Raw genomic sequence first — 18459 nt, 5'->3', positions numbered from 1 at the left:
GGCCGAGCAGCTCGGCTGCCAGGATGTTCTGCCGTGACCCTTCCCGCTGGTTGGACAACGCGCCGGCCCACGCTCGACGACGTGCCGGCGATCCTCGCGGTGGTGCACGCCGCCGACACCTTCGCCATCGGCCATCCCGACTTCGACGCCGAGGATGTCGCGGCGTCGCTGACCGCCCCCCACTTCGACCCGACCCGGGACTCCTGGCTGGCCATCGACCCGGACGACACAGTGGTCGGCTGGGCGACGGTGGACAACCCGACCGGGGTGGGCCGGGAGTTCGTGGAGGTCTACGTCGACCCGGTACGGGCCGCGGCCGTTCGCGCGCCGTTGCTGGACCGGGTCGCCGAGCGCGCTGCCGAACGGGGGCTGCCGTCGCTCACCGTCCGCTGCGCGGTCTTCGCCCCGGAACGTGACTGGGAACACGCCCTGCGTGGGCTCGGGTTCGCCCTCGTCAAGCGGTACGTCCGGATGAGCCGGCCGCTGGACGACCTGCCCGACGAGCCGGCCGAGCCAGCGGCCGTGACGGTGCGGCCGGTCCGCCCGGACGACGAGACCGACCTGGTGGAGTTCCACCGGATCTACGAGACCGCCTTCGGCGACACCCCGGACCACGAGCCGCTGTCGTACGAGCGGTGGCGGGCCCGGATCGGCGACCTGACCGCCTGGGACGAGTGGTTCGTCGCCGAGGTGGACGGGGTGCCGGTCGGCGCGTTGCAGTCCTCCGATCAGGCGCTCGACCAGCAGTCGGGCTGGGTGAAGAGTCTGTCGGTGCTGTCCGCGTACCGGCGCAGGGGGGTGGGTGCGGCGTTGCTGCGCCGCGCCTTCGCCCGCTACGCCGAGAAGGGGCGTCAGACGGTCGGCCTGGGCGTCGACCTCACCAACCCGACCGCACCGCTGTCGCTCTACCGGTCGGTGGGCCTGCGGGAGACCCACTGGACCGACATGTACGAACGTTCCGTTCCGGCGGCCGGTGTGTGATTGACGACCCCGGTCCGGCCCGACCGGCGCTCCGGTCGACAGCGGTAGCAGACTGGAGGGGTGCGATACGCGCTGCTACGCCGAGGCGGTGCCGGTGGGGCGGGCCCGCAGCTCGGTGACGTAGTCGTCCGGGGCGCCCGCCTTCTCGGCGGCGTTGGCGATCTCCGACAGGTACCACGAGGTCGGCAGGCCACCCTCGTACCCGTTGAAGACGTAGATCCACGCGGTCACGTCCCCGTCGAGGGTGGAGACCCGGACGTGCAGCTTGCGGTACGTGCCGGCGGTCACCCCCTCGATCTCGTCGAGTTGGCCCGCGTCGTACGGGTGGATGTCGTAGAGCGCCACGAAGACCCGGTCACCGGGAGACTCGACAAGGGTGCTCACCGCACCCTCCCAGCCGATCACGTCGGCCCCGGCGAAGGTCAGCCGCCAGCCCTCCAGCCAGCCGGTGCCCACCATCGGCGAATGCGGGCAGTAGGCGCGCATCCGGGCGGGGTCGAGATTTGAGCCGTAGGCGGCGTGATGACGCACGGCGATGACGATAGCCCGGCCGACGGGTGGGGGAGAATACGACAGTGCGTGTCGAATGCGCTCGGGAGAAGAAAGTCACTGTGAGCATGGACGAAGGGCGAACGCTGTGAGCCGGATCGTGATCATCGGTGGGGGGCCGGCCGGGTACGAGGCGGCACTGGTCGCCGCCCAGCTGGACGCCGATGTCACCGTGGTGGAGGCCGACGGTGCCGGCGGCGCCTGTGTGCTCTCCGACTGCGTGCCGTCGAAGACCTTCATCGCCAGCTCGCAGGTGGTCACCGGCTACCGCGACACCGAGGAGTTCGGGGTGCACTCCGACGGCCTGGAGGCGGTCACCGTCGACGCCCGGGCGGTGCACGAGCGGGTCAAGCGGTTGGCCCTGGCGCAGTCCGCCGACATCCACGCCAAGCTGCTGAAGGCGGGGGTCACCTTCGTGGCCGGCACCGCCCGGCTCGGCGACGACTCCCTCGGGCACACCCACCGGGTCGTCGTCACCCCCGCCGACGGCGGCGAGGAGTACTCGATCGACGCGTCCACCGTGCTGGTGGCCACCGGCTCGACACCCCGCCAGTTGCCCACCGCCGTACCGGACGGCGAGCGCATCCTGACCTGGCGACAGGTGTACGACCTGCCGGAGCTGCCCAAGCACCTGATCGTGGTCGGGTCCGGCGTGACCGGCGCCGAGTTCGCCAGTGCGTACCTGGCGATGGGGGTCGAGGTCACCCTGGTCTCCAGCCGGGACCGGGTGATGCCGCACGAGGACGCCGACGCCGCCTCCGCCATCGAGCGGGTGTTCCGCAACCGGGGCATGGAGATTCTCAACAACTCCCGGGCGGACTCGGTACGGCGTACCGCCGACGGCGTCGAGGTGGAGCTCTCCGACGGCCGTAAGGTGACCGGTTCGCACGCGCTGATCACCGTCGGTTCGATCCCCAACACGGCCAACCTGGGCCTGACCGAGTACGGGGTGGAGCTGGGCCGGGGCGGCTACCTGACCGTCGACCGGGCTTCCCGGACCAACGTGCCCGGCATCTACGCCGCTGGTGACTGCACGGGCGTGCTGCTGCTGGCCAGCGTCGCCGCCATGCAGGGCCGGATCGCCATGTGGCACGCGCTCGGCGAGGCGGTGCGCCCGCTGCGGCTGCGTACTGTCGCGGCGAACGTCTTCACCGACCCGGAGCTGGCCACCGTGGGCGTCTCGCAGGACGAGGTGGACGCGGGCAAGGTGCCGGCCCGGCAGGTGATGCTGCCGCTGTCCGGCAACGCCCGGGCCAAGATGGACGACCTCTCCGACGGTTTCGTGAAGCTGTTCTGCCGGCCGGCCAGCGGTCAGGTGATCGGCGGTGTGGTGGTCGCTCCGAAGGCCAGCGAGCTGATCCTGCCCATCACCATGGCGGTGGAGAACAACCTCACCGTCAACGAGCTGGCCCAGACCATCACCATCTACCCGTCGCTGTCCGGCTCGATCACGGAGGCGGCCCGCCAGCTCATGCTGCACGAGCTGGAGTAGCCCGCCGGGTCTGGATTATCGCCACCGTGGCCAGGACGGCTACCTCGGTGAGGATGAGGAGGCGTTCGGCCAGGCCGATGAGCATCCGGTCACCCGGGTAGGCGGACCAGATCATGGCCGCCGCCAGGACGAGGCTGAGCAGGACCAGGGCGCGTAGCGTCCGGGCGGCGGGTGTCAGGTCGGGTCGGCGGGCGAGCAGCCAGCCCCCGACCGGCAACGCCAGGAAGGCGATCACCGACGCGTACCGGTGCAGGTAGGCGGCGGTGGTCATGGCGGTGCCCGGCTCGTTGGTCGGCACCACGGCGGCCAGCAGCAGTCCACCGACCCATGCGCCGAGCAGCAGTTCGGCCGTTCGACCGGAGTGCGGTCGGGGTGGGCCGGCGCGGCGCAGGCCGTACAGCAGCGCCACGGTGGCGAGCGCGAGCACCACCATGGCGACGTCGATGACGCCGCCCCGGTCGGAGACCGCGAAGTCACTGATGGTCAACGCCCACGGGTTGAGGTCGTCGTTGACTTCGAGGTGGCCGATCACGGTGAGCAGCGCCGCCAGGGCGATCCCGCCCAGGGCCAGCAGGCCGGTACTCCGGGTAACAGGCATGCCTCAGCCTGTCGCCGCGGACACCCCAGCCGAATCGGGGACAGCCACCGAAATCGTCCCCCGGGACCACCCCTAGAGGCCTGCCGACAACCCGCCGCGATCTTGCAGTTTCGGTCGTTCGTATGTGCGGCATGCCCCAATTGCCGGGACAGTAAGTGCAAGATCGCGAAGGTTGGGGCGGCACTCAGTCGATGGGGACGTCGACGGCGGCGGCGGCGCGGGCGTGGCGGGCGCTGACCACTGTCATCGCCCATCCGGCCGCGGCGAAACCGGCCGCCGCGGCGGTGGCGATGATGGCCAGCCGCCAGGCCGACTCGGTCAGTGCGGTGCCGCCCAGGTGCCCGACCAGCGCACCGTAGGTGGCCCAGCCCAGCGCCGCGACGGCCTCGTAGAGCACGAACAGCCGGTACGGGTAGCGGCTGCGTCCGGCCGAGAAGCAGGCCGCCATCCGGCCGCCCGGCACGAATCGGCAGAGCAGGATGACCAGCGGCCCGGGTTGTCGCAGCCCCTGGGTGACCCGGCTGGCCACCCGGCGGGCCCGGCTCAGCTCGGCGTGCTTGGGCGGCCGCCGGTCCGGTGCGCTGCGCCCGAGCAGGTAGCAGGCCAGGTCGCCGGCGAATACGCCGAGCGCGCCGACGGCGATGGTGACCGGCAGGCTGAGCCCGCCGTAGACGGTGAGCGCACCACTGGTGATCATGACGATCTGGGTGGGGATCACCGGCACGAAGGCGTCCGCGATCAGCAGCGCGAGCAGCACCAGGTACGCCCACGTCGGCGACGCGACGTCAGTCAGAAGTTCGGGCACGCCTGCCACCTCGCCGGATGCGGCCGATTGGGTGTCTTGAGCCTGACGTCGTGTCCGGCGTCACGGTGGACGGCCCCGGCCCGTCGTGACCGTCGACACGACTGGGCCAACCCAGCTACAACGAGGCCGATCGCTGCCGGGTGACGGGTTCCACGGTAGTTCCACCCGTCCCAGGCGGGCGGCAGAACGGCTTTCGTCGGCGTACCGTTGTCGGCGCGGCCACGCCCGTCGGGTCCCCCGTTCCTGACGATTCGGCCGCCAGGGCCGCCGGCGGGTCCCGCGCCGGCGGCCCACCCCTCCGCCGCAAATCCGGGTGCGTCCCCGAACGTCGCACGGGTACGGTCGCCGTATGCGCAGCGCGGTAGTGATGACCACGACGCCGGGTGTCCCCGGCGCGCCGCTCTGACGTAACCACCGTCGACCAGGCCCCGGGGCGATCCGCCCCCGAGGGCAGCGCGCCGTTCGGAGCTCAGGTCGCCTCCGGGTCGTACCCGATCCAGGAGCCCGACATGATCGACCACCGTAGGCTCGGCCGCGAGCTGGACCTCTTCGTCTCCGATCCGCTGGCCGGCGCCGGCCTGCCGATCTGGCTGCCGGCCGGCGCCGCCGCCCGGCACGCCGTCGAGGAGTACGTCCGGGAGTTGGAGCGCCGCTCCGGCCACCAGCACGTCTACTCGCCGCCGTTGGGTAAGCGGGAACTCTTCGAACTCTCCGGCCATCTCGGCTACTTCGCCGACGACATGTTCCCGCCGATGCGGCTGAGCGCCGACGACGAGTTCGTGCTCCGGCCGGCGCTCTGCCCGCACCACGCGCTGGTCTTCCGGGCGCGCGGCCGTTCCTACCGGGAGTTGCCGTTGCGGATCGCCGAGCTGGGCGGGATGTACCGCTCGGAGCGCTCCGGCGTGCTCGGCGGGCTGTCCCGGGTCCGCGCCATCTCGCTCAACGACGCGCACACCTTCTGCGCCCCCGAGCAGGTCGGCGCGGAGGTCGTCGAGATCCTCGGGCTGATCCGCGAAGCGCACGCCGCGCTCGGCGTCCGGCCGGCCGGGTTCCGGCTGTCGCTGCGCGGGCCGGGCGAGAAGTACGTCGGCGACGACGCCCAGTGGGCCCGCGCCGAGGAACTGCTCCGGGAGGCGCTGGCCGGGGTGGAGTACGTCGAGGCGCCGGGGGAGGCCGCCTTCTACGGCCCGAAGATCGACATTCAGATCGTCGACGCCGCCGGCCGGGAGTCGACCATCTCCACCATCCAGGTGGACTTCGACAAGCCGGAACGGTTCGACCTGTCGTACACCGACTCGGACGGCAGCCGGCGTCGGCCGGTGATGGTGCACCGCAGCCTGGTCGGCAGCATGGAGCGGCTGTTCGCGTACCTCATCGAGGTGCACGAGGGCGCGTTCCCGGCCTGGTACGCGCCCGTCCAGTTGGTGCTGCTGCCGGTCGACGACGGCCAGGTCGACGCGGCGGCCGACCTGGCCCGGCGGGCGGGCGACGCCGGCCTGCGGGTCGAGGTCGACGTCGCCGGCTCGCTGGGCGCCCGGGTCCGGGACGCGGCCCGCCGCCGCGTCCCGTACCTCGGGGTGTTGGGTGCCCGGGAGGTGGCCGACGGGCACGTGGCGCTGCGCCCGCGCGGCGGCCGAGCCCTGGCCCCGATGCCCGCCGACGCCGCGCTCGCCCTGATCGGCGGGCAGGTCGCCGCCCGCGCGACCGACCTGCTGCCGTCGGACTGACACGCCCACCGATCGTCTCGCGCGCACGGCCGCCCGACCTCAGACCGACGCCGGTTGGGCGGCCGGTTCCTCGTCGACCACCGCGCCGGTGAACTGTGAGCGGTAGAGCCGGTGGTAAGCGCCCTGGGCGGCGAGCAACTGCTCGTGGGTGCCCTGCTCGACGATCCGACCGTTCTCCATCATGAGGATCAGGTCGGCGTCGCGGATGGTGGAGAGCCGGTGCGCGATGACGAAGCTGGTCCGGTCCGAGCGCAGCGCGGCCATCGCCCGTTGCAACAGCACCTCGGTGCGGGTGTCCACCGAACTGGTGGCCTCGTCCAGGATCAGCAGCGACGGCTCGGCGAGGAACGCCCGTGCGATGGTGATGAGCTGCTTCTCGCCGGCGCTGACGTTGCTGCCCTCCTCGTCGATGACCGTGTCGTAGCCGTCGGGCAGGCTGCGCACGAACCGGTCCACGAAGGTGGCCTGTGCCGCGGCGAGGATCTCCTCCTCGGTCGCGTCCGGCCGCCCGTAGGCGATGTTGTCCCGGATGGTGCCGCCGAACAGCCAGGTGTCCTGGAGGACCATGCCGATCCGGCCGCGCAGGTCGTCGCGGCGCATCGTGGTGATGTCCACCCCGTCGAGCGTGATCCGGCCGGCGTCCAGCTCGTAGAACCGCATCACCAGGTTGACCAGCGTGGTCTTGCCGGCCCCGGTCGGGCCGACGATGGCCACGGTGTGACCGGGCTCGGCGACCAGCGACAGGTCGTCGATCAGCGGCTTGTCCGGCTCGTAGCGGAACGAGACGTGCTCGAACTCGACCCGACCGTGCGGGTCGGTGACCCGGGCCGGCGCTACCGGGTCGGGGGTCTGCTCGTCCGCGTCGAGCACCGCGAAGACCCGCTCGGCCGACGCCACCCCGGACTGGAGCAGGTTGGCCATCGAGGCGAGTTGGGTGAGCGGCTGGGTGAACTGGCGGGAGTACTGGATGAACGCCTGCACGTCGCCGAGACTCATCGTGCCGGAGGCGACCCGCAGCCCGCCCACCACGGCGATCGCCACGTAGCTCAGGTTCCCGATGAACATCATCGACGGCATGATGATCCCGGAGATGAACTGCGCCCCGAAGCTGGCTCGGAACAACTCCTCGTTCTTCGCGTGGAAGGCGGCCTCGACCTCACGCTGTCGGCCGAAGACCTTCACCAGCTCATGACCGGTGTACGCCTCCTCGATCTGGCCGTTCAACTCGCCGGTGTGCGTCCACTGGGCGATGAACTGCTTCTGCGAGCGCTTGGCGATGCGCTGGGTGACCAGCACCGACAACGGCACCGCGACCAGCGCCACCAGGGCCAGCACCGGCGAGATCCAGAACATCACGGCCAGCACGCCGACGACGGTCAGCAGTGAGGTGAGCAGCTGGCTGAGGGTCTGCTGAAGGCTGGTGGAGATGTTGTCGATGTCGTTGGTGACCCGACTGAGCAACTCGCCGCGCGGCTGCCGGTCGAAGTAGGGCAGCGGCAGCCGGTTGAGCTTCTCCTCCACCTCGGCGCGCAGCCGCAGCACGGTGCGCTGGACCACGCCGTTGAGCAGCCAGCCCTGCCACCAGGACAGCAGGCTCGCCGCCAGGTAGAGCCCGAGCGCCAGCAGCAGCACCCGACTCAGGGCGCTGAAGTCGATGCCCACCCCGGGCACCACGTCCATCCGGGCCAGCATGTCGGCGAAGCTGTCGTTGCCGCTGGCCCGGGCCGCCGCGACGGCCTGCTCGGCGGTGGTGCCGGCCGGCAGTTGCCGCCCGATCACCCCGCTGAAGATCAGGTCGGTGGCGTGGCCGAGGATCTTCGGCCCGGCCACGCTGAACCCGACACTCACCACGGCGAGGGTGATGATCGCGGCCAGGTGCAGTCGGTGCGAGCGCAGCCGGCCGAGTAGCCGTCGGGCCGACGGCCCGAAGTTCATCGACTTCTCGGCGGGCATCCCGGCGCTCATCCATCCCGGGCCACCGCCCTGACGGCCGGGCGGCAGCCGCTTCGGCGTCGCCGCGCCACCGTCGGTCTCCGGCGCGGTTTCCCCGCCGGGTTGCTGCGCGGTCTCATCCGGCGTCCGTCCGTCGGCGGCCGGCTTCTGACTGGGTACGGCCGCGGTGCGCGGCTCGTCACGCTCACTCATGCCGCCACCTCCGTGGTCTGCTGCGAGGCCACGATCTCGGCGTACGTCGGGCAGGTGTCCAACAACTCCGCATGTCGTCCCACTCCGACGACCCCTCCGTTTTCCAGGACGATGATCTGATCGGCGTCGATGATCGTGGAGACCCGCTGGGCCACGATCACCACCGCAGACTGCGCGGTGACCGGCCGCAGTGCCGCTCGCAGCCGCGCGTCGGTGCCCAGGTCGAGCGCGGAGAACGAGTCGTCGAAGAGGTAGATCTCCGGCTGCCGGACCAGGGCCCGGGCGATGGCCAGGCGCTGCCGCTGCCCACCGGAGACGGTGGTGCCGCCCTGCGCGATCGGGGCGTCCAGCCCGCCGGGCATCTGCGCCACGAAGTCCCGGGCCTGGGCGATCTCCAACGCCGTCCACAGCTCCTCGTCGGTGGCGTCCGGATTGCCGTAGCGCAGGTTGCTGGCAACCGTCCCGGTGAACAGGTACGGCCGCTGCGGCACCAGGCCGATGCGTCGCCACAGCTCGTCCGGCGCCAACTCCCGCACGTCCACCCCGTCCACCAGCACCGCGCCGGCGGTGACGTCCACCAGGCGGGGGATCAGCGACAGCAGCGTCGTCTTGCCCGCGCCGGTGCTGCCGATGATCGCCGTGGTGGTGCCCGGGGTCGCCCGGAAGGAGATGTCGCGCAGCACCGGCTCCACCGCCCCCGGGTACTGGAAGCGCACCCCGCGCAACTCCAGCTCGGCTCGGGTGGGCAACTCGGTGACCGGCGCGGCGGCCGGGACCACCGAGGAGTCGGTGTCCATCACCTCGACGATCCGCTCGGCGCAGACCGCCGCCCGCGGCACCATCATCAGCATGAAGGTGGCCATCATGACCGCCATCAGGATCTGCATCAGGTACTGCAGGAACGCGGTGAGCGCGCCGACCTGGATCGCGCCGGCGTCCACCCGCTGCGCGCCGAACCAGAGCACCGCCACGCTGGAGACGTTCAGCACCAGCATGACCACCGGGAAGATCAACGCCAGCAACCGACCGGTACGCAGGGCGGTGGCGGTCAGGTCGGCGTTGGCGACGCCGAAGCGGTCCGTCTCGTACGGCTCCCGGACGAACGCGCGGACCACCCGGATGCCGGTGATCTGCTCCCGCAGCACCCGGTTGACCGTGTCGATGCGGGTCTGCATCAGCCGGAAGCCCGGCACCATCCGACGGATGATCGCGCCCAGCGCGATGGCCAGCACCGGCACGCTGACCAGCATCAGCCAGGAGAGCCCGACGTCCTCGCGCAGCGCCATGAACACGCCGCCGACACTCATGATCGGTGCGGCGACCAGCATCGTGCAGCTCATCAACACGAGCATCTGCACCTGCTGCACATCGTTGGTGTTGCGGGTGATCAGCGACGGCGCCCCGAACCGGGCCACCTCGCGGGCGGAGAAGCGGTTGACGTGCCCGAACAGCTCGGCGCGTACGTCGCGACCGAAGCCCATCGCGACCCGCGCGCCCAGGTAGACGGCGGCGATCGAACAGACGATCTGGATCAGGCTGACCAACAGCATCCAGCCGCCGGTGCGCACGATGTAGTCGGTGTCGCCCCGGGCCACGCCCTGGTCGATGATGTCCGCGTTGAGGCTGGGCAGGTAGAGCGAGGCCATGGTGCCCACGAACTGGAGCAGCACGACCGCCAGCAACGGTCTCTGATAGGTGCGCAGTTGGCCGCGCAGGAGTCGGATCAGCACGCCGGGTCCTTCGTTTCGGTAGGGCGTCCGGTCATCCGCGGGTCGTCTCCGCTGCCGATGACCTCAAGCAGGAACTCCCGGATCACCTGGGCCTTCGCCGGATCGGCGTCGACCGAGGTGAGAGGCCGTCCGGAGTGCATGAGCGCGCCGAGCGCGGCCACCCGTTCCCGCCCGGCGGGGGTGATGGCGAGTCGGATGCTGCGTCGGTCGTTGTCGTCACGCTGCCGCTCGACCAGACCGTCGCGCTCGAGCGTGTCGACGATGCCGGTCAGGGTCGCCGGGCGGACGAACCCCCTCTCGGCGACCGCCCGGTGGGGCAGCTCGCCGTGCCGGGCGAGCGTCATCAGGGTGATCATGCCGGCCTGGGTGAGGCCGTGCTCCTCGGCGAGGTAGCGGTTCCACCGCTGCCCGACCAGGTGCCCGGCCACCACCAGGAGACGGCCGAGCGGCACGTCCTGGAGGGTCACGAGTTCCACGAGAAGTAGGTTAGCCCCCTGATAGTCAGGCACCAAACGAAATTACCGTGGCGGCGGCCACGAACACGATCTGCAGGGCGGTGCGCTGCCCGAGCGGGGTGACCGGGCGGCCGGCGAGAGTCAGTTCGCGACGGGCGGCCGAGACGTTGGCCGGGAACATGGCGAGCATGAGCAGGCCGAGCCCGGCCGCCGCGACCCGGGCGGTCGCCGGCACCAGGAGGCCGACCGCGCCGACCAGCTCCAGCACGCCGGTGACGGTGACCAGCAGGTCCGGCCGGGGCAGTCCGGGCGGGACCATCGCGATCAGGTCGGCTCGGCGTTGACCGGCGAAGTGCGCGACGGCGGTCAGCGTGAACATCACGGCCAGCCCGACGCGGAGTGCGGAAATCCAGTCGTCCAGTGCGGAGACGCCGGCCAGGCCGGTGAGTCGGGCCAGCGCGGTGCCGACGATCAGGGCGATCAGGGGTGCCATCGGAATCCTCCTCGGTCGAACTTGTCAGTGACAAGATTGAGCGTCAACGTCGTATCTTGTCAATGGCAAGATAGGATTCGGGCATGACCGACACGCGCGCCTACCACCACGGCGACCTGCGCCGCGCCCTGCTGGCCGCGGCGCTGGAGGCCATCGAGGAGGTCGGGCCGGCCGCGCTGAGCCTGCGCGACCTGGCCCGTCGGGCCGGTGTCTCGCACGCCGCGCCCGCACACCACTTCGGCGACAAGGCGGGCCTGCTCACCGCGCTCGCCGCGCAGGGCTTCGACCTGCTGGCCCGGACGTTGACCGAGGCGAATGACGACCTGTTGGAGGCCGGCGTCGCGTACGTCGACTTCGCCGTCACGCGCCGCGCGTACTTCGAGGTGATGTTCCGGCCGGAGCTCTACCGGGCCGACGACGCCGAGCTGGCCGCCGCCCGGGGCCGGGCCGGCGCAGCCCTCCGCTCCGGGGTGGCGGCGCTACCCACCGGCGGCGCGCCCGCCGACACCGACCGGGACGCGCTCGCGGCCTGGTCGATCGCGCACGGCTTCGCCACCCTCTGGCTGGCCGGCGCGCTGCCCGACCGGGTCGGCGACAACCCCCGCGAAGCAGCCCGCGCCGTCCTACGCCGACTAGCGCCCTAACCCCGCCCCGCCCCGCCGCCCGCCCCCGCCCCCCGGCGTCGATCATGGAGTGGTGGTGGGCGGTTCACCCATCGCTGCCCCTTCTGCGAGGCACCACAACTCCATGATCGACGCGTCGGGGCGCGCGGGGCTGGGATCACCAGCTGGTCGGGAGGGGCATTCCTTCGGTGAAGCCGGCGGCGCTCTGCACGCCGACGATGGCCCGCTCGTGGAACTGGGTCAGGTTCCGTGCTCCGGCGTAGGTGAAGGCGCTGCGTACCCCCGCGATGATCTCGTCGATCAGGTCCTCGACGCCGGGGCGGGCCGGGTCCAGGTGCATCCGGGCCGAGGAGATGCCCTCCTCGAACACCGCCTTGCGGGCCCGGTCGTACGGGCTGTCGTCGGCGGTTCGGGCGCTGACCGCCCGAGCCGAGGCCATCCCGAAGCTCTCCTTGTACCGCCGGCCGTCCGCGTCGGTGTACAGGTCACCGGGGGACTCGTAGGTGCCGGCGAACCAGGAGCCGATCATCACGTTCGACGCGCCGGCGGCGAGCGCGAGCGCCACGTCCCGGGGGTGCCGCACCCCGCCGTCGGCCCACACGTGCCGGCCCAGTTGGCGGGCGGCGTCCGCGCAGTCGAGCACGGCGGAGAACTGCGGTCGACCCACGCCGGTCATCATCCGGGTGGTGCACATCGCGCCGGGGCCGACGCCGACCTTGATGATGTCCGCCCCCGCCTCCACCAGGTCGCGTACGCCCTCGGCGGTGACCACGTTGCCGGCCGCCACCGGCACCCCCGGGTCCAGCTTGCGGACCGCCTGAAGTGCGGAGATCATCCGTGCCTGGTGGCCGTGCGCGGTGTCCACGACCAACGTGTCCACCCCCGCCTCCAGCAGCGCCGCCGCCTTGCCGGTCACGTCACCGTTGATCCCGACGGCTGCCGCGATCCGGAGCCGGCCCCGGTCGTCCACGGCCGGGGTGTAGAGCGTGGCGCGCAACGCGCCCTGCCGGGTCAGCACCCCGACCAGCCGGCCCTCGGCGTCCACCACCGGGGCGAGTCGGCGGCGGCCCGCCGAGAGCAGGTCGAACCCGGTACGCGGGTCCGCGTCCGCCGGAACGGTGTGCAGCTCGGTGGACATCACGTGCCGCAGCTGGGCGAACCGGTCCACGCCCGTGGTGTCCGCCTCGGTGACCACACCCATCGGCCGGCCGGCGTCGTCGACCACGATCACCGCACCGTGCGAGCGCTTGGGCAGCAGGTGGATGGCGTCGCCCACGGTCTCGGTCGGGCCCAGCGTGATCGGCGTGTCGTAGACCAGGTGGCGCTGCTTGACCCAGGCGACGACATTCGCCACCACCTCGATCGGAATGTCCTGCGGGATCACCGCGATGGCACCCCGGCGGGCGACCGTCTCCGCCATCCGCCGTCCGGCGACCGCGGTCATGTTCGACACCACCAACGGGATGGTGGTGCCGGTGCCGTCGCCGGTGGACAGGTCGACGTCGAGCCGGGAACCCAGGTCGGAGCGGGCCGGCGCCATGAAGACGTCGGTATAGGTCAAGTCGTGCGCGGGAGCCGCGCCGTGAAGGAACCGCACCCGGCAATCATTCCCGCTCGCGGTCGGTTCCACCGCCGGTGGTCGCGAAAAACACTCGCACCGCCGGGCGAACCGATCAGCCCAGCAGGAGCGCCACGGCGAGCCCGGCCATCACGACGGCGATGACCGCGTCCAGCACCCGCCAGGCGACGGCGCGGGCGAGCAGCGGCGCGAGGCGTTGGGCGCCGACGCCGAGCGCGGTGAACCAGACCACACTGGCCAGGGCGGCGCCGGCGCCGAACACCCACCGGTGTGGGTGTTGTTGGGCCACGCCGCCGAGGAGCAGCACGGTGTCCAGGTAGACGTGGGGGTTCAGGTAGGTGAAGGCGGCGCAGGCGAGCAGGGTCGCGCCCAACGTTGCCGGCGGTCGATCGGTGGGCAGCAGGGCACCGGGACGCGCGGCGCGGCGGGCGGCGAGCACCGCGTAGCAGAGCAGGAAGGCCGCACCGCCCCAGCGGATCGCCGTCAGGAGGCCCGGTCGGCCGGTCACCAGCGAACCGACCCCGGCCACCCCCGCCATGATCAGCAGCGCGTCCGACGCGGCGCAGGTCAGCACCACGGGTACGACGTGCTCACGTCGTAGGCCCTGGCGCAGGACGAAGGCGTTCTGGGCGCCGATGGCGACGATGAGCGCGATGGAGATCGAGAAGCCGGCGACGGCGGAGGTGAGCACGGGCTCGACGCTAGGGCCGTCGACGGCCACCAGTCCAACTAAAGATTCTCACGCAACTTAAGCTCAGCTAATGGATGGTCTCGACTCGGCGCAGCTACGGACGCTCGCGGCGGTGGTGGCGGAGGGCAGCTTCGACGCCGCGGCCCGACTGCTGCACGTCACCCCGTCGGCAGTGAGCCAACGGATCAAGGCGCTGGAGGAGACCGCCGGCCAGGTGTTGGTCCGCCGCGCCCGACCGTGCGTGGCAACCGACGCCGGCCGCCCGCTGCTGCGCCTGGCCGGCCAGCTCGCGCTGCTCGAACGGGAGGCGCTGGCCGATGCCCGCGGCCCGCTGGCCGGCGGTGGCCGGATCCGGGTCGCCGTGGTGGTCAACGCCGACTCGCTGGCCACCTGGTTTCCCGCCGCGCTGGCCCGGTTACCGCAGCGGGCCGGGCTCTCGTTCGACCTGCGCCAGGACGACCAGGACCACACCGCCGAGCTGCTGCGCGACGGTTCGGTGACGGCGGCGGTCACCGCCCAGCGGGAGGCCGTGCAGGGCTGCCGCGTGCTGCGGCTCGGGGCCATGCGCTACCGCCCGCTGGCCACGCCGGAATTCGCGGCGTCCCACTTCGTCGGAGGACTCACCGCGGCGGCGCTGGCGACCACCCCGCTGGTGGTCTTCGACCGGAAGGACCGAGTGCAACACCGCTTCATCCGGGTGGTGGCCGGGCGGCCGCTCGACCCGCCGGTGCACTACGTACCGTCGGTGCCGGCGTTCAGCGAGGCGATCCGGCTCGGGTTGGGCTGGAGTCTGGTGCCGGAACAGATCGCCCAGGCCGACCTGGCCGCCGGCCGCTGTGTCGACCTCGCGCCGGGCCGACACCTCGACGTCCCGCTCTACTGGCAGCACTGGCGGCTGGAGTCGGACGTGCTGAACGCCCTGACCGCCGCCGTCCGGGCGGTCGCCGCCGAGACCCTGCGCTGACTGCCCGCCGGGCGGCTCAGGCGATGGTGCAGATGGGGGCGCCAGCGGTGAGCACGGCACCGACCTCGGCGCTGAGACCGCTGACCGTGCCCGCCTTGTGCGCGTGCAGCGGCTGCTCCATCTTCATCGCCTCCAACACCACGACCAGGTCACCCTCGGCCACGGTGTCGCCGTCCGCCACCGCGATCTTGACGATGGTGCCCTGCATCGGCGAGGTGAGCGCGTCGCCGCCGACCGGAGCGCCGGCCTTGGCACCGCCACCGCGCCGGGTCGGCTTGCGGGAGGCGGGTGCCGCGGTGGTCGTACTCCCGCCGAAGCCGGCGGGGAGGCTGACCTCGAGGCGCTTGCCACCGACCTCGACCACGACGGTGTCGCGTTCGGCCGGCGCCTCGGCGGCGCCGGCGGCGGCGGTGAACGGCGGCACGGTGTTCTGGAACTCGGTCTCGATCCACCGGGTGTGCACGGTGAACGGCTCGGCGGTGAACGCCTCGTCCCGCACGACGAGCCGGTGGAACGGCAGTGCGGTGGCCATCCCGTCGAGGACCATCTCGTCCAGCGCGCGGCGGGCGCGCTCCAGCGCCTCGGTCCGCGTCTCACCCGTGATGATCACCTTGGCGAGCAGTGAGTCGAAGTTGCCGCCGATCACGTCGCCGGCCGAGATGCCGGTGTCGACCCGCACACCCGGCCCGCTGGGCAGGCGCAGTGCGGTGACCGTGCCCGGGGCGGGCAGGAAATTGCGGCCCGGGTCCTCGCCGTTGATCCGGAACTCGATGGCGTGCCCGCGCGGCGTCGGGTCTTCGGTGATCCGCAGCTTCTCGCCGTCGGCGATCCGGAACTGCTCGCGGACCAGGTCGATGCCGGCGGTCTCCTCGGTGACCGGGTGCTCGACCTGGAGCCGGGTGTTGACCTCCAGGAAGGAGATGGTGCCGTCCTTGCCGACCAGGTATTCCACAGTGCCGGCACCGTGGTAGCCGGCCTCCCGGCAGATCGCCTTGGCGCTGTCGTGGATCTGGGCACGCTGGGCGTCGGTGAGGAACGGCGCGGGCGCCTCCTCGACGAGCTTCTGGTGGCGTCGCTGCAACGAGCAGTCCCGGGTGCCCACCACGATCACGTTTCCGTGCTGGTCGGCGAGGACCTGCGCCTCGACGTGCCGGGGCTGGTCGAGGTACCGCTCGACGAAGCACTCGCCCCGACCGAACGCCGCGACCGCCTCGCGGGTGGCCGACTCGAAGAGCTGGGGGATCTCCTCCATAGTGCGGGCGACCTTGAGGCCGCGCCCACCGCCACCGAAAGCGGCCTTGATGGCGACCGGCAGGCCGTGGTCGACGGCGAACGCCATCACCTCGTCCGGGCTGGCCACCGGGTCCGGGGTGCCGGGGACCAGCGGTGCGCCAGCCCGCTGGGCGATGTGCCGGGCGGTGACCTTGTCGCCCAGGTCGCGGATCGCCTGCGGGGTGGGGCCGATCCAGGTCAGCCCGGCGTCGATGACGGCCTGGGCGAAGTCGCCGTTCTCACTGAGGAAGCCATAACCCGGGTGTACGGCGTCGGCGCCGGCCCGAGCGGCGACGTCGAGCAGCTTGTCGATGCGCAGGTAGGTCTCGGTCGCGCTGTCCCCGCCGAGCGCGTACGCCTCGTCCGCGAGGGTGGCGTGCAGGGCGTCGCGGTCGGAGTCCGCGTACACGGCGACGCTGCCCAGGCCGGCGTCGCGGCACGCGCGGATCACCCGGACGGCGATCTCGCCGCGGTTGGCGATGAGTACCTTGCGCACCTTCGTGGCTCCTCCCGGGCAGGTTACTGACGGGGAGTGTATCGGCCGCCCACGGCGGCCCTAACGATCGCTCAGTGTGGGATGCCGCACTGCACCCACCACGGTTTAGTCAAACTTGGCTATTACGCTTGTCGGGTGTCTTCGACTCGGATGATGATTCTCGGTCTGGTGCGGTGGATGCAGCCTGTGCACGGCTACGACGTGCGCCGCGAGCTGCTGAGCTGGAGCGCCGACAAGTGGGCGAACATACAGCCTGGATCGATCTATCACGCCCTGCGCAAGCTCACCGAGGAAGGGCTGCTCCGCGCCGTCGCGACCGAGCAGGTCGGCGCCCGTCCGGCGCGCACCACGTACGAGGTGACGGTCAAGGGGGAGGACGAGTTCGAGACGCTGCTGCGCAACTCCTGGTGGACCATCAGCGAGCCCGCCGACCCGTTCGTGGCGGCCTTCTCCTTCCTGCCGGCCATGCCGCGCGCCGAGGCGGCCGCCGCCCTCCGTAACCGGGCCAACCTGCTGCGCGCCGGCGTCGAGTCGATGCGCGCCTCGCTGGAGTCGGACTGGGTGCGCAACCGCAAGCCGGCGCACGTGGGCTGGATGTTCGAGCTGTGGTCGGCGCGAGCGGAAGCGGAGATGAGCTGGTGCGAGCGGATCGCGGAGCGGATCGATTCCGGAGTGTCGTACCTGCCTGCTGAGCTGGATGAAGCGCAGGGTTGGTCGGGGTGGAGGGACGGCGTGGAGCCGTCCGACGCCGACGCGGAATAATCAACGTTGACTAAAAAAGCTATATCGCGTTAGCCTGCTGGCGGCACAGCGGGGGAGTGCGCCGTCCGGCGTCCGCCCACTCGACGGCCGGCCCGACCGGCCCGAACGACCAGGAGCAGAAATGATCGAGACCAGGGGGCTGCGGAAGTCGTTCCGCTCCCGCGCGGGTCGAGAGACGAAGACGGTGGACGCCGTGCGGGGCGTCGACCTTGACGTTGCCAAGGGCGAGATCTTCGGCTTCCTCGGCCCGAACGGCGCCGGCAAGACCACCACGCTGCGGATGCTCGCCACGCTGATCGAGCCGGACGGCGGCGAGGCCACCATCGCGGGCGCCGACCTGCGCAAGGACCCGGCCGAGGTGCGCCGCCGCATCGGGTACGTCCCGCAGGGCGGCAGCACCTGGGACGAGTCCACCGCCCGCGAGGAGTTGGTGCTGCACGCCCGGATGTACGGCATCAGCAAGGCCGACGCGCAGCGGCGCGCCGCCCAAGCCCTGGATGCCTTCCAGCTCACCGAGTACGCCGACCGCAAGTGCAAGACCTACTCCGGCGGCCAGCGCCGCCGGGTGGAGATCGCCCTCGGCATCATCCACGAGCCGAAGATCGTCTTCCTGGACGAGCCGACCACCGGCCTCGACCCGCAGAGTCGGGCCCACATGTGGGACGAGATCCGGCGGCTACGCGGCGACGGGATGACCGTCTTCATCACCACGCACTACCTGGACGAGGCCGACGCGCTCTGCGACCGCATCGCGATCATGGACAACGGAGAGGTGGTGGCCGAGGGCACGCCGACCGAGCTCAAGCGGGAGATCTCCGGGGACGTGGTGCTTGTCGGTCTCGACCTGGCCGCCACCCCGCAGGCCGCCCAGACGCTCGACGGCGAGCCGTACGTCAACAAGCTGGAGACGGTCGACGAGGGCGGCCTGCGCCTCTACGTCGACGAGGGCGCCACCGCCATCCCGCAGGTGCTGCGCCGACTCGACCACGCCGGGCTGGAGCTGCGCTCGATCGAGCTGCACCGACCCAGCCTGGACGACGTCTTCCTCACCAAGACCGGCCGCTCGCTGCGCGAGTCCTGACCACCGGAGACGACTC

The 18459-nt window shown here is 71.6% G+C and carries 17 protein-coding genes; 7 read left to right on the top strand and 10 right to left on the bottom strand.

Going from position 1 to position 18459, the window contains the following annotated elements; all coding sequences use genetic code 11:
- The first annotated feature begins 33 nt into the window (after positions 1-33).
- A complete protein-coding gene (locus ACFYL6_RS17765) occupies positions 34-981 on the top strand; it encodes a GNAT family N-acetyltransferase (RefSeq protein WP_387172316.1) in 948 nt (315 codons plus the stop codon).
- Positions 982-1056: 75 nt separating this feature from the next.
- Here the strand turns inward: ACFYL6_RS17765 and ACFYL6_RS17760 are convergent, their stop codons facing one another.
- Positions 1057-1512 (bottom strand): gamma-glutamylcyclotransferase, encoded by a 456-nt coding sequence (locus ACFYL6_RS17760; RefSeq protein WP_112588201.1) that lies wholly within the window; start codon positions 1510-1512, stop codon positions 1057-1059.
- Positions 1513-1618: 106 nt separating this feature from the next.
- Here ACFYL6_RS17760 and ACFYL6_RS17755 point away from each other — a divergent pair, with 106 nt between their 5' ends.
- Positions 1619-3022 (top strand): NAD(P)H-quinone dehydrogenase, encoded by a 1404-nt coding sequence (locus ACFYL6_RS17755; RefSeq protein ID WP_387172314.1) that lies wholly within the window; start codon positions 1619-1621, stop codon positions 3020-3022.
- Here the strand turns inward: ACFYL6_RS17755 and ACFYL6_RS17750 are convergent.
- Positions 3000-3620 (bottom strand): DUF998 domain-containing protein, encoded by a 621-nt coding sequence (locus tag ACFYL6_RS17750; protein WP_387172312.1) that lies wholly within the window; start codon positions 3618-3620, stop codon positions 3000-3002. The genes ACFYL6_RS17755 and ACFYL6_RS17750 overlap by 23 nt on opposite strands.
- Before the next feature lie 184 nt (positions 3621-3804).
- On the bottom strand, positions 3805-4425 hold the full coding sequence (locus tag ACFYL6_RS17745) for a DedA family protein (RefSeq protein ID WP_387172311.1): 621 nt from the start codon (positions 4423-4425) through the stop codon (positions 3805-3807).
- Between the two features lie 509 nt (positions 4426-4934).
- On the opposite strand from ACFYL6_RS17745, the gene thrS reads away from it, so the two are divergent.
- Positions 4935-6152 (top strand): threonine--tRNA ligase, encoded by a 1218-nt coding sequence (thrS, locus tag ACFYL6_RS17740; protein WP_387172309.1) that lies wholly within the window; start codon positions 4935-4937, stop codon positions 6150-6152.
- Between the two features lie 39 nt (positions 6153-6191).
- Here the strand turns inward: thrS and ACFYL6_RS17735 are convergent, their stop codons facing one another.
- The 4 genes from ACFYL6_RS17735 to ACFYL6_RS17720 are packed head-to-tail and all read right to left on the bottom strand — an operon-like array spanning position 6192 to position 10975.
- Positions 6192-8297 carry an ABC transporter ATP-binding protein gene (locus ACFYL6_RS17735; protein ID WP_387172307.1) on the bottom strand — a complete coding sequence of 702 codons (2106 nt, stop codon included), beginning with the start codon at positions 8295-8297 and terminating at the stop codon, positions 6192-6194.
- On the bottom strand, positions 8294-10027 hold the full coding sequence (locus ACFYL6_RS17730; RefSeq protein ID WP_387172306.1) for an ABC transporter ATP-binding protein: 1734 nt from the start codon (positions 10025-10027) through the stop codon (positions 8294-8296). The genes ACFYL6_RS17735 and ACFYL6_RS17730 overlap by 4 nt, the downstream gene beginning before the upstream one ends.
- Positions 10021-10503: a MarR family winged helix-turn-helix transcriptional regulator gene (locus ACFYL6_RS17725; RefSeq protein ID WP_387172305.1), complete on the bottom strand. Its 483-nt coding sequence runs from the start codon at positions 10501-10503 to the stop codon at positions 10021-10023. Before ACFYL6_RS17725 ends, ACFYL6_RS17730 begins: the two co-directional genes overlap by 7 nt.
- 25 nt (positions 10504-10528) lie before the next feature.
- On the bottom strand, positions 10529-10975 hold the full coding sequence (locus tag ACFYL6_RS17720; protein ID WP_387172303.1) for a DoxX family membrane protein: 447 nt from the start codon (positions 10973-10975) through the stop codon (positions 10529-10531).
- A gap of 83 nt (positions 10976-11058) precedes the next feature.
- On the opposite strand from ACFYL6_RS17720, the gene ACFYL6_RS17715 reads away from it, so the two are divergent.
- Positions 11059-11619 carry a TetR/AcrR family transcriptional regulator gene (locus ACFYL6_RS17715; protein WP_387172301.1) on the top strand — a complete coding sequence of 187 codons (561 nt, stop codon included), beginning with the start codon at positions 11059-11061 and terminating at the stop codon, positions 11617-11619.
- Positions 11620-11755: 136 nt separating this feature from the next.
- On the opposite strand, the gene ACFYL6_RS17710 is transcribed toward ACFYL6_RS17715, so the two are convergent.
- A complete protein-coding gene (locus ACFYL6_RS17710) occupies positions 11756-13195 on the bottom strand; it encodes a GuaB1 family IMP dehydrogenase-related protein (RefSeq protein ID WP_238657394.1) in 1440 nt (479 codons plus the stop codon).
- A gap of 76 nt (positions 13196-13271) precedes the next feature.
- Positions 13272-13868 (bottom strand): LysE/ArgO family amino acid transporter, encoded by a 597-nt coding sequence (locus ACFYL6_RS17705; RefSeq protein ID WP_387172298.1) that lies wholly within the window; start codon positions 13866-13868, stop codon positions 13272-13274.
- A 70-nt stretch (positions 13869-13938) separates the two neighbouring features.
- Here ACFYL6_RS17705 and ACFYL6_RS17700 point away from each other — a divergent pair, with 70 nt between their 5' ends.
- Positions 13939-14832 carry a LysR family transcriptional regulator ArgP gene (locus ACFYL6_RS17700; protein WP_387172296.1) on the top strand — a complete coding sequence of 298 codons (894 nt, stop codon included), beginning with the start codon at positions 13939-13941 and terminating at the stop codon, positions 14830-14832.
- 16 nt (positions 14833-14848) lie between these two features.
- Here the strand turns inward: ACFYL6_RS17700 and ACFYL6_RS17695 are convergent, their stop codons facing one another.
- On the bottom strand, positions 14849-16600 hold the full coding sequence (locus ACFYL6_RS17695) for an acetyl/propionyl/methylcrotonyl-CoA carboxylase subunit alpha (RefSeq protein ID WP_387172294.1): 1752 nt from the start codon (positions 16598-16600) through the stop codon (positions 14849-14851).
- A gap of 150 nt (positions 16601-16750) precedes the next feature.
- On the opposite strand from ACFYL6_RS17695, the gene ACFYL6_RS17690 reads away from it, so the two are divergent.
- Complete coding sequence (locus ACFYL6_RS17690) at positions 16751-17362, top strand: PadR family transcriptional regulator (RefSeq protein WP_387172666.1); 612 nt, start codon at positions 16751-16753, stop codon at positions 17360-17362.
- A 121-nt stretch (positions 17363-17483) separates the two neighbouring features.
- Positions 17484-18443 carry an ATP-binding cassette domain-containing protein gene (locus ACFYL6_RS17685; protein ID WP_387172292.1) on the top strand — a complete coding sequence of 320 codons (960 nt, stop codon included), beginning with the start codon at positions 17484-17486 and terminating at the stop codon, positions 18441-18443.
- The last annotated feature ends 16 nt before the right edge of the window (positions 18444-18459 follow it).

It is taken from the genome of Micromonospora sp. NPDC007208, from assembly GCF_042869175.1.
Taxonomy (GTDB): domain Bacteria; phylum Actinomycetota; class Actinomycetes; order Mycobacteriales; family Micromonosporaceae; genus Micromonospora; species Micromonospora foliorum.
The sequence above is the reverse complement of the archived record's forward strand: the minus strand, read 5'-3'. Positions and strand labels throughout refer to the sequence as shown.